Consider the following 13008-nt stretch of genomic DNA (forward strand, 5'->3'; position numbering starts at 1 on the left):
GCACCCGTCCCGGCTCGATAGAGTGTGCGAATGACATGGAGAGGCCCGACGTTCCGGACGGTGGACGGGGAGCGGATCGACGGGGCCTGGTGTCACGTCTGGCACCGGGACGAGTGGCGTGACACCTACGTCGTCGAGGACCTGCTCGTCTACGCCGACGGGACGGTGCGCTGCGAGCGGACCACCGACCTGGCCGGTCTGGAGCGGATGCTGGACCGGGGGCTGGTCGCCGTCACAAATCCGGCGGCGCCTGCCCGGGAGGAGCCGGAGAACAAGTGGGAGTCCCGGTCTCCCGCACCTCTGACCCAGGAGGGGTTCCTCCTCGAAGTCGCGGACAAGATCGAGGAGTTGGCGGGTCGGCCGACGGTCCGTGACCGCTTCCGGGACGCGATCGAGCGCTTCAGGGAGACGTCCACCGACGCCGACCGGTCCCTCCTCCGCGACGCCTATCTCGCCATCGCGCCCCATCTGCGCATCTACTGCCTCGGCGACATGGACCGCCAGGACCGGCCCCTGCGGATCCTGTTCACAGACCTCGGCGAACCGGTCGACGGGGACGGTCCGGTGGCGACCGCCGAGATGCACCGGCAGGCGCTGGACTACTTCCGGGACCGGGAGAAGGCCGTCGCCCGAGCGCGGGAGCGGGAGACCGTCCGGCACGCGGACGATCCGACGTCGCCGGGAAGCCCGGCCATCATCCTGAACCAGATCCACTTCCCCAACGGTCGTCCCGCCGACCCCGGCCTCTCCGCCCTGCGCAACGACTTCCCCGTCATCCTCCACCACGCCGACGGCACCTACCCCTCCGTCCACCACGGCTACTGGGCCCTGTCCACCGCCGAGGAGGCCGACCGCCTCGCCGTCCGCGACGCCCCGACCGCCGACGCCGCCCACGAACTGGGCGCCCTGGCCCCGCGCCGCGAGGACTGGAGCGACGTACGTCTCGCCGTCATGGCCGGTCTGCTGCGCGCCAAGTTCACCCAGCACCCCGCACTGGCCGAGATCCTGCTCGGCACCGGGGACGCGCGCATCAGCTACAGCGGTTACGACGAGTCCCCGTACTGGAGGACCGCCCGCGACGACACGGGCCGCAACTGGGTCGGCCGCCTGCTGGAACTGGTCCGCTCCGAGCTGTTCGCCGCCGGGATCAGTTCGCCCACGGGGGAGTGATCACGGTTCCGTCGGCCAGTTCCGCCGTCAGGCCGACGGAGGTGGTGACCCAGGTGATCGCGGTGTGATCCGTCGGGTTCTCGACGCTCAGGGTCGACCCGGCGTTGACGATCACGGTGTCTCCCGCGCCGACCCGCTCGGTGCGGCCGTCGAGTGTGAGGGACAGCTCGCCGACGAGGACGTGGAGGATCTCCTCCCGGCTGACGGTGTGCGCGGGAGCCTTCGTCCCCGGCGGGACCTCGCCCCGCCAGGCGGCCAGCTCCTTGCTGCCGGTACGGGGAGCGGCGTACGAGACGAAGCGGGCGCCGTGGATCTCGTGGGTCACGGCGTCGGAGGAGCGGATGAACGGCATGGATGTCTCCTGAGGGTCGGTTTTGGTCAAGGCGCTTGACTAGTTGGACTGTGGATATGGTCAAGCAGCTTGACCAATACGTCAAGGGTGTTTCAATGCAGGCGTGCAGAACTCCGAAGCCCTCGCCCTGACCGCCGCCCTGCTCGCCGCCGCCGGCGACCTCACGCGGCGCATCAACGACGGCGTCCACGCCCGCGGGTTCGAGGGGCGGCCCGCCCACGGCTTCGCCTTCGCGCGGCTCGCCCCGGACGGGGCGACCGTCACCGAGCTGGCCACGCACCTCGGGGTCACCAAGCAGGCGGCCAGTCAGCTCGTCGACGAGCTGGTCAGCAAGGGGTACGCCGAACGGCGGGCGCATCCCGTGGACGCGCGGGCCCGGCTGGTCGTCCTCACCGAGCGTGGCTGGGAGTGCACCCGCGCCGCGGAAGAGGCGGCCGCCGACGCCGTACGGGCATGGGCCGAGGTCCTCGGGGAGAGTGAAGTGCGCGTGTTGTGCGACCGTTTGGCGCGAATCGCCCCCTACGGTCCCCTCAGGCCCACCTGGTGACTGCGCGTCGGATGCCCCGGTCGTCGCCGACTACCGCTGGAAGTTTTTACCGACGCGTAACTTCACACTTCAGCTACTCGCCCGTAACTTGACGAGTGAACAGCATCCTCGTGATCCGGATCACCAGGCGTAAGGCCGTCGAACCTCCCTTGAGCCGCAAGGAGATCACGCGATGCTGCCCTGGAAACGCCTGCTCAGACCGGTCTCCGCCCTGTTGCTGGCGGTCTCGGCCACGGTCGTCCCCGCCGCGACAACTGCCCACGCGGCCACTGCCGCCACCGCCACGAGCTGGGGGTCCCCCCGCTCGAGCGAAGCCGAGAGTGGGTGGAACGACTACAGCTGCAAGCCCTCCGCCGCACATCCCCGCCCCGTCGTCCTCGTCCACGGCACCCTCGGCAACTCCGTCGACAACTGGCTCGGCCTCGCGCCCTATCTCATGCACCGCGGGTACTGCGTCTTCTCCCTCGACTACGGCCAGTTGCCCGGAGTCCCCTTCTTCCACGCCCTCGGGCCCATCGACAAGTCGGCGGAACAACTGTCCGCCTACGTCGACAAGGTGCTCGCCGCGACCGGCGCCACCAAGGCCGACGTCGTCGGCCACTCGCAGGGCGGCATGATGCCCCGCTACTACCTCAAGTTCCTCGGCGGAGCCGCCAAGGTGAACGCCCTCGTCGGTATCGCCCCCAACAACCACGGCACCACCCTCGCCGGGCTCACCAACCTGCTGCCCTTCTTCCCCGGCGCCGAGGACCTCCTCACCGCCGCCACCCCCGCACTCGCCCAGCAGATCGTCGGCTCCGACTTCATGACGAAGCTGAACGAGGGCGGCGACACCGTCCCCGGCGTCCGCTACACGGTCATCGCGACCCGCTACGACGAGGTGGTGACACCGCACCGGACGCAGTACCTGAGCGGGGCGAACGTCAGGAACATCCTCATCCAGGACCTCTGCCCGCTCGACCTCTCCGAGCACGCGCTGCTCGGACTCACCGACCGGATCGCCTTCCACGAGGTGGCCAACGCGCTCGACCCGGCCCGCGCCACCGCCACCACCTGTGCCTCCGTCTTCGGCTGACGGAGGCGGTTCCGCCGGGGCCTGACCGGCCTGAGCCGCCGGTCAGGCCCCGGAGTCCGTCGGGTCAGCGGCCGCCCCGGCCACCGTCCACCGCGCGCCGCCGCACCGACGCGAACAGCACGCCCGCGCCCAGCGCCAGTACGGCCGCCCCGCCGGCCGCGAGATACGGCGTGCTGCCGTCGCCGCCGGTCTCGGCGAGGCTCTCACCGGCCCCGGCCGCCTTCGGCTCGTTGGCCTCGGCGGCAGGGGCCGGTGGGGTCGGGTCCGTCGTGGTGGCGGGGTCGTCGTCGCCGTGACCGTGGTGCTCGATCGTCGACTTGCCGGCACCGTCCTCGATCTGCTCCTCGGACGGCGCGGAGGCGGCCGGGAGGGAGGGCGCCGGGGCGGAGCCGCCGGTCGAACCGCTTGTGGAACCGGTTGAGGAACCGGCCGTGGAAACGCCCGTGGAACCGCTTGCCGAACCGCTTTCCGCTCCGCCGAAGGTGACGTCCGAGCAGGAGTAGAACGCCTCCGGGCTGTCCGAGCGCTGCCACACCGCGTACAGCACATGCCGCCCCGAGCGCTCGGGCAGCGCCCCTGAGAACGTGTAGAAACCGCCTGCCGCGACCGGATCGGTGGCCGTCGCCACCGGACGCTCCAGATCCAGGTCGGACCAGGCCAGCGGCTGCGCCGGGTCGTAACCGCTCTTGGTGACGTACACCTTGAAGGTGCCCTTGTGCGGGGCGGTCACCCGGTACTTGAAGGTGTACGACCCCCCGCGCACGCTCGTCGCCGGCCAGTCCGCGCGGGCCAGGTCGAGGCCCTTGAACACGGCGTTGTTCGCGCTGCACAGTTTGCCGTCCGGGATCAGCTCCTGGTGCCGGCCGCCGGCGTCGCCGATGCGGATGCCGTTCCAGTCGTACAGCGCCTGCGTCCCGCCCGCCGCGACCGCGGCCTTGCAGGCGTCCGACTTCGGGCTCTCGGGGCCCTCCGCGTAGCACTGCGCGACGCGGCTGACCGGGTCGCCCATCGAGCCGTGCGCGGCCGCGGGGCTCGCGGACAGCGCGGTCAGGGCCAGCGGGGCCAGGCCCAGGGCGGCGACGGCGGCCTTGCGGCGTGCGGGCATGGGAGATCTCCTCGGAACCGGTGCTGATGTGTGCCGGAACCAAGAAACCCTGAAAACGCCTGCCGGGGGCCGCCGTCGGCGATCTTTAGGGTCCCCTTAAGGAGCTGCTGAGACGGGGATCAGGTAGATAGCGTGCACGGCATGACCAGCGACGAGATCCGGCCCGCGGCACAGGCCGACGTACCGGCCGTGAAAAGCGTGACCGACGCGGCGTACCGGCACTACATCGAGCGCATCGGCGTCGTGCCGCAGCCCATGGAGGCGGACCACGCGGCGAACGTGACCGCCGGGAAGGTGTTCGTCACGGGCGATCCCGTCATCGGCCTGGTGGTGGTCGAGGAGTTCAGGGACCCGGGGGCGGACAAGGCCACCGGCCGGGGCCATCTGCTCCTGGACAGCATCGCCGTGCACCCCGACGCCCATGGTGCGGGCGTGGGGCGGCGGTTGCTGCACTTCGTCGACGCACGCGCGCGTGCGCTCGGCCTGCCCGAGGTCAGGCTCTACACGAACGCGCTGATGTGGGAGAACCAGCGGATCTACCCCAAGTACGGCTACGAGGTCGTGGAACGCCGGGTCGACGGACCCTATGACCGCATCCACTACCGCAAACGGCTCGACTGACACGGGCCGCGGGCGCGCCTCACCCGTCCGGCCACCAGGTGCGTGCGATGTCCTTGCGCACCTCGGGACGTCCGGCGGGACGCTCGTCGGTCTCTTCACGGATCCTGCGGGATTCCGTCTTCTTCAGGGGCTTCTGCACGGTCGTACGGCGCATGGCTGCCTCCTTGAGGGTCCACCGAGTTCCGCGTTCTCACGGAGGTAGACCCGTTCAGGGAGAGTTCCTCATCGCCACCTGTTCTGTCAGTGGCGGCTGTCACGATTCGGTTGTCAGTGGTAAGTGTCACTCTTGCGGGTATGACAAACCATCGTGACGGGACAACTCCGGAGCGTGTCGACTGGGACGCGCAGGCCACCGCCTTCGACGAGGAACCGGACCACGGGCTGCGCGACCCCGACGTGCGCGCCGCCTGGGCGGACCGGCTGCGCGACTGGCTTCCGGACCGGGCCTGCGACCTGCTCGACCTGGGCTGCGGCACCGGCAGCCTGTCGCTCCTCGCCGCCGAGCGCGGACACCGCGTCACCGGCGTCGACCTCTCCCCGGCGATGATCGACCGGGCCCGCACCAAACTCGCCGGACGAGACGCGGTGTTCCTCGTCGGTGACGCGACGGCACCCCCGGTGGGGGAGGAGCGCTTCGACACCGTGCTCGTACGGCATGTGCTGTGGACCCTGCCCGACCCCGGCCGCGCCCTGCGGCACTGGCGCGACCTGCTGCGCCCCGGAGGCCGACTCGTGCTGGTCGAGGGTGTGTGGGGCACCGTCAGCCCCGTCGGCATACCGGCGGACCGGCTCACCGCCCTGCTGACCCCGCTCGCCGGGCACACGCGCGTGGAGCGGCTGTCGGACGACCCGAGGCTGTGGGGGAGAGCGGTGGAGGACGAGCGGTACGCGGTGGTGGCGACCGTGCCGGCCTAGCCGGCCAGCTCCTCGAAGCGGTCGCCGCGGGCCAGTGCCTCCAGCTCGTCGAGCGCCGCCACCGCTGCGGCCGCCGCCTCCGGGTCCCGCTCGGCCAGCCCGCTCTCCGCGAACTCGTCCTCGTCCAGCCGCCGTACGTCGCCGCCGTCGGCGGAGCGCCACAGGTCCAGGTCGAGATCCTCGACGACCAGCTCGGTGCCGGTGAGCCTCGCCGGGCGGGTGATGTCGCAGTACCAGCCCTTCAGCGCGCCGGACGCGCCCCGGACCTCCTTCACGGAGTACCAGCGGTCGCGCCAGTAGTACTCCGTGAAGACGTCACCGGGCTCGAACCGCACGAAGCCGAAGTCCCGTACGCCCGCCCCCGCCCAGGGGGCCCGGACGGCGATCCTGGTGCCGTCGTCGGCGAGCAGCTCGGCGGGGTAGCGGATCTTCGTCCGGCCGCCCTTGACGAGGACGACGTCCACGAGCCGGGCGGGGTCAGCCGAGTTCACGGGCATAGCGCACCTCTGTCGCACAGATCTCGTAACCGAACCACTTGTTGACGGCGAGCATCGGGCCGTTGCCCGTGTCGTTGCCGGTGAACGCCTCCCGGTACCCCGCGGCACGGGCACGGTGCAGCGAGGCGTTCTTGGCGAGCTTGGCCAGGCCCTGGCCGCGGTGGGCGCGGGCCGTGCCGGTCATGCCGGTGGTGTAGCGGGTCGCGCCGTCCGTGCGGGCCGCGGTGAACGCGGCGGGACGGCCGTCGACGACGGCGACCGTGGTCAGACCGAGGTCGAGCAGTGGATGCCGCCAGGTCTCCTCCAGCCAGGCCTCGTAGTCGGTGAACTCGGCTTCGACGTCGCTGGGTTCGTCCGCGGTCGCCTCCGCGTCCAGCGCGAACAACGGACGGGGGTCGTCGGCGAAGTCGGCGGCGGTGCGCAGTTCGACGCCGGGCGGGGGGTCCTGGAGCGGCGGCAGCGTGCCGTTCGCCAGGTCCAGGCGGAGGAAGTGCGCGGAGCGGCTCGCCCGGTAGCCGCGCCGTTCGGCGAAGCCGCGGTTGTCCGGCTCGTCCAGGACCCAGGCCAACACCCGCGTCGCCCCGTGCGCGGCCAGGTGCTCCTCGCCCACGCGGGCCAGCAGCGATCCGGTTCCCTGGCACAGGCGCCCGGGGTGCACGTACACGTTGACGAAGCCCTGGCCGGGCTCGGGGCTGTCATGGGCGAGGCCGACCTGGGCCGTGCCGACGATCTCACCGTCCGCCTCGGCGAGGAGCTGCCGGAAACGGGCGTCGGGGTGGGTGCGGGTGAGGTCGTGGACCACGGACTCCGGGGTGAACACCATGAAGGGCAGGGCGGCCCGCCGTACCCGGACGAAGCCTTCGACGTCCGACGGCACCTCGGGGCGCAGATCGCGCACGATGACGGTCATGTGGCGCACGTTATGCGTCCGGCCTGCCGGGATGCCTCCCATTTTCCGGTGGGTGCGGGACAATCGGGCGGTGACCTTGAAGATCGACATCGTTGAGGGCGTCGCGCCGTACGAGCAGCTGAGGGCGCAGATCGCCGCACAGGTCCGGACGGGGGCGCTGCCCGTGGGCTACCGGCTGCCCACCGTGCGGGGCCTGGCCGAGTCGCTGGGCCTCGCGGCGAACACGGTCGCCAAGGCCTACCGGGCGCTGGAGACGGACGGCGTGATCGAGACCCGCGGGCGCAACGGCACGTTCGTCGCCGCCTCGGGCTCGGCGGCGGAACGCGAACTCGCCGCCGCAGCGCAGGCCTACGCGGAGCGCGCCCGGCGGCTGGGCCTGGACGAGGAACAGGCCCTGGCGGCGGTCCAGGACGCCCTACGGGCGGCCAACGGCTGAACCGCCGCGCCACGGCCCCGCCCGGCGGCACGTTGCTTCCAGCCGCCCAGCCGCCCAGCCGCCCAGCCGCCCAGCCGCCCAGCCGCCCAGCCGCCCAGCCGCCCAGCCGCCCAGCCGCCCAGCCGTCCAGTCCCTCAGCCGCCCAGCCGCCCAGCCGTCCAGTCCCTCAGCCGCTCACCCCGCCCCCACCGCGACCGCCCGCGTAGGCCTCAGCCCCGCCCGCTCCGCGAGTTTTCCGAACAGGACCGCGTTCTCCACCGCCGCGCCGCCCGGGTCGTTGTTGAAGTAGGCGTACACGTCGGCGTCGGTCGGCCAGGTCGTGGCGATGCGGTCGATCCAGGTCTCCAGCGCGCGTCGGCCGTAGTGCGGCCAGGGCTGGGCGCGGCCCTGGTGGAAGCGGACGTAGCCCCAGTCGGCGGTCCGCCACAGCGGGGTCACCGGGCGGGAGTGGGCGTCGGCCCAGCACAGGGCGGCGCCCCGGCGCTCCAGGACCGCACGGACCCGCGGGGTCCACCAGGAGTCGTGGCGGGGTTCGACGGCGACCCGGGTGCCGGACGGGAAGCGGGCGAGGCAGGTGTCCAGCAGGTCCGGGTCGGCGCGCAGGGTCGGCGGCAGCTGGAGCAGGACCGGTCCGAGACGGTCACCGAGCCCGGCCGCGTGGCTCATCAGGCGCTGCACCGGCTCCTCGGGCTCCCGGAGCCTTTTGATGTGGGTGAGGTAACGGCTCGCCTTGACCGTGACGACGAAGTCCGGCGGGACCCGCTCGGCCCAGGACGCGAAGGTCTCCCGTGAGGGCAGCCGGTAGAACGCGTTGTTGATCTCGACGGTGGCGAAGTGCGCCGTGTACTCCTCCAGCCACCGCCGCACGGGCACGTCGGCCGGGTACAGGAGGCCCTTCCAGTCCTTGTACTGCCAGCCCGACGTGCCGACGAACAGGGTCATGCATCCATCAAAGCACTACAGGTAGAGCCCCGCGTCGACTCCGCCGCGGGGCTCCGGCAGCGAGGTGGGGGAAGTGCCCCGGCGCAATGCGTACAGCTCGGCCAGGGTCGCGCCCTCGCGGCCGACGCCCTCCTCGGTGCCGAGCCAGTCCACCGATTCCCGGCGGGTCAGCGGGCCGACCTCGATCCGGGCCAGGCAGCGGCCGGGCCGCACGACCGCGGGGTGCAGCCGCTCCAGGTCCTCGTTGGTGGTCACCCCGACCAGCACGTTGCGCCCCTGGCCGAGCAGGCCGTCGGTGAGGTTGAGCAGCCGGGAGAGGGCCTGGCCGGCGGTGTGCTTGGCCTCGCCGCGGATCAGCTCGTCGCAGTCCTCCAGGAGGAGCAGTCGCCAGCGGCCCTTGCCGGGGCCGTCCTCCTCGCCGATCGCGATGTCCATCAGATAGCCGACGTCGGAGAACAGGCGCTCGGGGTCCAGGACGCAGTCGACCTGGCACCAGTCCCGCCAGGAGCGGGCCAGCGTGCGCAGCGCGGAGGTCTTGCCGGTGCCGGGCGGGCCGTGCAGCAGGAGCAGCCGGCCGGCGATGTTGTCGGGGGTCGTCCCCATCAGGTGGTCCATCGCCTCGGCGACGGGGGCCGTGTAGTTGGGGCGGATCTCGTCCCAGGTGCCCGCGGAGATCTGACGGGTGGTGCGGTGCGGGCCGCGCCGCGGGGAGACGTACCAGAAGCCCATGGTCACGTTCTCCGGCTGGGGTTCGGGCTCGTCCGCCGCGCCGTCGGTCGCCTCGTCGAGGACCTTCGCGGCGAGTTCGGCGGTGGTCGCGGTGACGGTGACGTCCGCGCCGCGGTTCCAGCGGGAGACCAGCAGCGTCCAGCCGTCGCCCTCGGCGAGGGTGGCGCTGCGGTCGTCGTCGCGGGCGACGCGCAGCACGCGCGCGTGGGGCGGGACGAGGGTGGCGCCGGAGCGCACGCGGTCGATGTTCACCGCGTGGGAGTACGGTTGCTCGCCCGTCGCGAAGCGGCCGAGGAACAGCGCGTCGACGACGTCGGACGGGGAGTCGGAGTCGTCGACGTTGAGCCGCATCGGCAGGGCGTCGTGTGGGTGCGCGGACATGCCCGCCATGATCCGGCACCGGCGGCCCGTCTGCACCCGGTTTCCGCACTGCGCGCCGGTGTGTCGGATCTGTCCGGCGGGCGCGGTGCGCCGGGGGACGCGGCCGGGGCCCACTCGCCCCGCCCGCGCCCCCCCCGGCAGCGCCCTCCGGTTCAGACCAGGGCCCCGACCGCCCTGCGGTGGATCTGCCGGGTCCTGCGGACCATCGCGTATCCCTTGGTGAGGGCGCGGTCGCGGGCGAAGGTACGGGCTACCGCGCGGCCGTCGAGCAGCCGCTCGAACTCCTCGGCGCCGGTCCCGCGCCGCACGGTCACCCGCCGCAGGGCGTACGGCCCCTGCGCGCGCCGGGCCAGCGCGTTGCCGACGGCCAGCGCCTGGGCGAACCCGTTCTCCCGTACGGCGGTGCGCACCCGTCTGCTGGAGTATCCGTACGGGTAGGCGAACGACACGGGCAGGGCGCCCAGTTCGTCGGCGACGATGTCCCGGCAGCGGGTCAGCTCGGCGCGCAGCGCGCTGTCGCCGAGCTGGTCGAGCTGCGGGTGGGTGTGGCTGTGGCCGCCGATCTCGACGCCCGCGTCGGCCAGTTCGCGCACCTGCCGCCAGTCGAGCATGGTGTCGAGGCCGCCGCCGGTGTCGTACGCGCCCCGGAGCCAGCCGGTGGACACGAACAGGGTGGCCGGGAAGCCGTGCTCGGCCAGGGCGGGCAGGGCGTGGCGGTGCACGCCCTCGTAGCCGTCGTCGAAGGTGATCAGGACGGGCAGGGCGGGCAGCGGCCGGCCGGCGCGCCAGCGGGCCGCGAGGTCCGCGGTGGTGAGCGGGGTGTGGCCCCGGTCGGCGATCAGCGCCATCTGCTCGGCGAACGCCTCCGGGGAGACCGAGAGGGCACGGGTCGCGTCGTTCGGGTCGGCCGCGACCGCGTGGTACATCAGGATCGGGATCCGCGCCTCCGTCATGCGGCGGCCTCCCGGTCCGCCCCCGCGGGCGCGTCGATCCGTACGACCGAGAACGTCGTCCCCTCGCGCCGCGCCCGCACGCTGCCCACCACATAGCCGCCGGCGGCCGTGAGCACCCCGGCGACGATGGCGCCCGCCCGCCGGGCTCCGCCGCGGCGGGCCAGCACCTGGTCGCGCAGCCCTCGGGCCACCCCGGCCGGCAACACGCGTGTGGCGTACCGGCGTTCGGACTCCAGACCCTTGCCGGCGCCGACACTGCGGGCGACGAGCGCCTTGGACAGTCCCTCGGCGTAGGTGCGGGTGCGGAAGTACGCGAACCGCTCGCGCGCCTCGGGCACCTTGTGGTGGATCACCGCGCGGTCGTCGACGAGCAGGATCGCGTCGGGTCTGGCGCGGCTGAGCCGGATGCACAACTCGGTCTCCTCGCCGCCCAGCGGCCGTTTGTCGCCGTCGCGGCCGATGCCGGTGGCGAAGCCGCCCGCGAGGTCGAACGCCGTCCGCCGGAACGAGGCGTTGCCGCCGAGGATGTTGCGCACCCGGACCAGGCCGGGCGGCAGGCCCCGGTAGGAGCAGCCCACCACCCAGTCGAACTCGTCGGGGAACCAGTCGGGCCGCCGCCCCGACGCCCACACCGGCTCGGTCCGGCCGCCCACGGCCATCACCCGAGGGTCGTCGTAGGCGGCGGCGAACCGGCTCAGCCAGTCGCGTTCGGCGACCGCGTCGTCGTCGAGGAAGGCGACGACCTCGCCGCGGGAGGCCGCGATGCCGGTGTTGCGGCCGGCCGACAGACCGCGCGGGCCCGCGTTCGGCAGCACCCGCACCCCGGGGACCTCCTTGTACTCCCTGGTCAGCCGGTCCAGGAGCACCGGGTTGTGGTCGACGACCAGCAGGGTCTCCAGGGCCGGCCGGCTCTGCGCGCGCACCGAGGAGACCGCCGCGAGGATGTCCTCCCAGCGGTCCTCGGTGTAGACGCAGACGACGACGGAGACGCGGACGGCGATACCGGCGGCGATACCGGCGGAAGGACCGGCCGAGGCGTCGCTCGTGCTCAAGACACCTCTCCCCGGACCGAGTGGAGCATCCGCGAGCGGCGGCCGTCGCGCCGCAGCGCCCGCCGGTTGGACCGTTCGCTGAGGATCACCCGCAGCACCCGCAGCCCGTCGCGCACGGCGCGCAGATTGCTGACGCCGTGGATGCGCAGGTACTCGTGGCTGGGGATCTCCTGCACCTTCAGCCCGGCCTTGACGACCCGGATGTTCATCAGGGTCTCGACCTCGAAGCCGGTGCAGTCCAGCTCGATCTTGTCCAGGCAGTGCCGCCAGAACGCGTTGTAGCCGTAGCACAGGTCGGTGTAGCGGGCTCCGAACTTGCGGTTGACGATGGCGCACAGGACGCGGTTGCCCAGCCAGCGGATGAACGTCATGTCGTCGGTGCCGCCGCCGTTGGCGAAGCGGGAGCCCTTGGCGAAGTCCGCGCCCGAGACGAGGGCGGAGACGTACGACACGATCTCGTTGCCGTCGGCCGAGCCGTCCGCGTCGACCATCACGATGATGTCGCCGCTGCACGCCTCGAAGCCGGTGATCAGGGCGTCGCCCTTGCCCCGGCCCTGCTGTCCGACGACCTTGACGCCGGGCCACAGTTCACGCGCGACCGCGATGGTGTCGTCGGTGGAGTTGCCGTCGACCAGCACCACTTCGTGGATCCAGTCCGGCAGGGTCTTGAAGACGTACGGCAGGTTCTCGGCCTCGTTCATCGCCGGGATCACGACGCTCACCGGTGGCGTGATGGCCAGGTGAGAGGAGATGGGCCGGTACTTTCCGGCGGTCGACGGAGCCTGACGATCCTGGCCCGATGTCGCCGGTTGAAGAACGGAACTCATGAGTCTGGTCCCTCTCGTCCGGTGGACCGCCCACCCCCGGGCGGCCCGGATGTAAGTCCGGTTCGAAAGGGGGGTTGTTTTGTCACCCCGGCCGCACGGCATGACGGAAGACCTCTCCGTAGACCCTGCGACTCGGCACGGCGGAAGATCTCTCCGCGCACGCCGGGTGAGCTGGCAAAGCTGGCCGGTCACCGGAAAAGACGGCAGCCGACTGCGCGGCACGACCCGGTCGGCCATGTACGGCCACCGGGCACGGCACCCCCCTACCGCGCCCCGCGCCGGATTCCGTCGCGGTCCTTGAGCCCTCCCCTAGAGCCGCTTACCGACGGTCCGATGCGGGTGAGATGTCTGACGGTATTGACGAATACGCCTGTATGGCAAGACCTGGAACGAGGCCTCACCTTTTTTGTTCGTTTGACCGTTACAGAACGGGTCGTCCCGTGGTCGAGACGGACATTGACGATCAGGGACCTGACACAAACGTTCCCCGGAGGCG

16 protein-coding genes are annotated in these 13008 nt (G+C 72.1%); 6 read left to right on the forward strand and 10 right to left on the reverse strand.

Translation table 11 applies throughout. The features are described 5' to 3' along the window. Positions 1–30 precede the first annotated feature (30 nt). The gene (locus ACFWJX_RS31320; RefSeq protein ID WP_383249692.1) at positions 31–1170 is read left to right on the forward strand and encodes an NADAR family protein; all 1140 of its coding nucleotides are present in this window, start codon (positions 31–33) and stop codon (positions 1168–1170) included. Here ACFWJX_RS31320 and ACFWJX_RS31325 read toward each other — a convergent pair. Next, positions 1148–1522: a cupin domain-containing protein gene (locus ACFWJX_RS31325; protein WP_383249693.1), complete on the reverse strand. Its 375-nt coding sequence runs from the start codon at positions 1520–1522 to the stop codon at positions 1148–1150. The two genes, ACFWJX_RS31320 and ACFWJX_RS31325, sit on opposite strands and share 23 nt — an antisense overlap. A gap of 103 nt (positions 1523–1625) precedes the next feature. On the opposite strand from ACFWJX_RS31325, the gene ACFWJX_RS31330 reads away from it, so the two are divergent. Further along, the gene (locus tag ACFWJX_RS31330; RefSeq protein ID WP_383249694.1) at positions 1626–2069 is read left to right on the forward strand and encodes a MarR family winged helix-turn-helix transcriptional regulator; all 444 of its coding nucleotides are present in this window, start codon (positions 1626–1628) and stop codon (positions 2067–2069) included. A gap of 172 nt (positions 2070–2241) precedes the next feature. Further along, positions 2242–3144 (forward strand): esterase/lipase family protein, encoded by a 903-nt coding sequence (locus ACFWJX_RS31335; protein WP_383249695.1) that lies wholly within the window; start codon positions 2242–2244, stop codon positions 3142–3144. Positions 3145–3208: 64 nt separating this feature from the next. Here ACFWJX_RS31335 and ACFWJX_RS31340 read toward each other — a convergent pair whose 3' ends face one another. Further along, on the reverse strand, positions 3209–4249 hold the full coding sequence (locus tag ACFWJX_RS31340; RefSeq protein WP_383249696.1) for a lytic polysaccharide monooxygenase: 1041 nt from the start codon (positions 4247–4249) through the stop codon (positions 3209–3211). Positions 4250–4390: 141 nt separating this feature from the next. On the opposite strand from ACFWJX_RS31340, the gene ACFWJX_RS31345 reads away from it, so the two are divergent. After that, a complete protein-coding gene (locus tag ACFWJX_RS31345) occupies positions 4391–4870 on the forward strand; it encodes a GNAT family N-acetyltransferase (RefSeq protein ID WP_383249697.1) in 480 nt (159 codons plus the stop codon). A 19-nt stretch (positions 4871–4889) separates the two neighbouring features. Here the strand turns inward: ACFWJX_RS31345 and ACFWJX_RS31350 are convergent, their stop codons facing one another. Continuing rightward, entirely contained in the window at positions 4890–5024 is a 135-nt protein-coding gene (locus ACFWJX_RS31350; RefSeq protein ID WP_086772750.1) for a hypothetical protein, read from the reverse strand. A gap of 140 nt (positions 5025–5164) precedes the next feature. On the opposite strand from ACFWJX_RS31350, the gene ACFWJX_RS31355 reads away from it, so the two are divergent. Further along, positions 5165–5785, forward strand: a complete 621-nt coding sequence (locus ACFWJX_RS31355; protein WP_383249698.1) for a class I SAM-dependent methyltransferase — start codon at positions 5165–5167, stop codon at positions 5783–5785. Here ACFWJX_RS31355 and ACFWJX_RS31360 read toward each other — a convergent pair. Then, the gene (locus ACFWJX_RS31360) at positions 5782–6282 is read right to left on the reverse strand and encodes a DUF402 domain-containing protein (RefSeq protein WP_383249699.1); all 501 of its coding nucleotides are present in this window, start codon (positions 6280–6282) and stop codon (positions 5782–5784) included. The genes ACFWJX_RS31355 and ACFWJX_RS31360 overlap by 4 nt on opposite strands. Then, on the reverse strand, positions 6263–7192 hold the full coding sequence (locus ACFWJX_RS31365; protein ID WP_383249700.1) for a GNAT family N-acetyltransferase: 930 nt from the start codon (positions 7190–7192) through the stop codon (positions 6263–6265). Before ACFWJX_RS31365 ends, ACFWJX_RS31360 begins: the two co-directional genes overlap by 20 nt. 70 nt (positions 7193–7262) lie before the next feature. Here ACFWJX_RS31365 and ACFWJX_RS31370 point away from each other — a divergent pair, with 70 nt between their 5' ends. Further along, the gene (locus tag ACFWJX_RS31370) at positions 7263–7628 is read left to right on the forward strand and encodes a GntR family transcriptional regulator (RefSeq protein ID WP_383249701.1); all 366 of its coding nucleotides are present in this window, start codon (positions 7263–7265) and stop codon (positions 7626–7628) included. A 174-nt stretch (positions 7629–7802) separates the two neighbouring features. On the opposite strand, the gene ACFWJX_RS31375 is transcribed toward ACFWJX_RS31370, so the two are convergent. From ACFWJX_RS31375 to ACFWJX_RS31395, 5 genes are all read right to left on the reverse strand, one after another. Then, on the reverse strand, positions 7803–8570 hold the full coding sequence (locus ACFWJX_RS31375) for a DUF72 domain-containing protein (RefSeq protein WP_383249702.1): 768 nt from the start codon (positions 8568–8570) through the stop codon (positions 7803–7805). A 15-nt stretch (positions 8571–8585) separates the two neighbouring features. Continuing rightward, on the reverse strand, positions 8586–9680 hold the full coding sequence (locus ACFWJX_RS31380; protein ID WP_383249703.1) for a DUF5925 domain-containing protein: 1095 nt from the start codon (positions 9678–9680) through the stop codon (positions 8586–8588). Positions 9681–9832: 152 nt separating this feature from the next. Continuing rightward, positions 9833–10633 (reverse strand): polysaccharide deacetylase family protein, encoded by an 801-nt coding sequence (locus ACFWJX_RS31385; protein ID WP_383249704.1) that lies wholly within the window; start codon positions 10631–10633, stop codon positions 9833–9835. Next, a complete protein-coding gene (locus tag ACFWJX_RS31390) occupies positions 10630–11634 on the reverse strand; it encodes a glycosyltransferase family 2 protein (protein WP_383249784.1) in 1005 nt (334 codons plus the stop codon). The genes ACFWJX_RS31385 and ACFWJX_RS31390 overlap by 4 nt, the downstream gene beginning before the upstream one ends. Before the next feature lie 47 nt (positions 11635–11681). Then, entirely contained in the window at positions 11682–12512 is an 831-nt protein-coding gene (locus ACFWJX_RS31395) for a glycosyltransferase family 2 protein (protein WP_383249705.1), read from the reverse strand. Positions 12513–13008 lie beyond the last annotated feature (496 nt).

This window comes from Streptomyces sp. NPDC058335 (assembly GCF_042723915.1).
GTDB lineage: Bacteria > Actinomycetota > Actinomycetes > Streptomycetales > Streptomycetaceae > Streptomyces.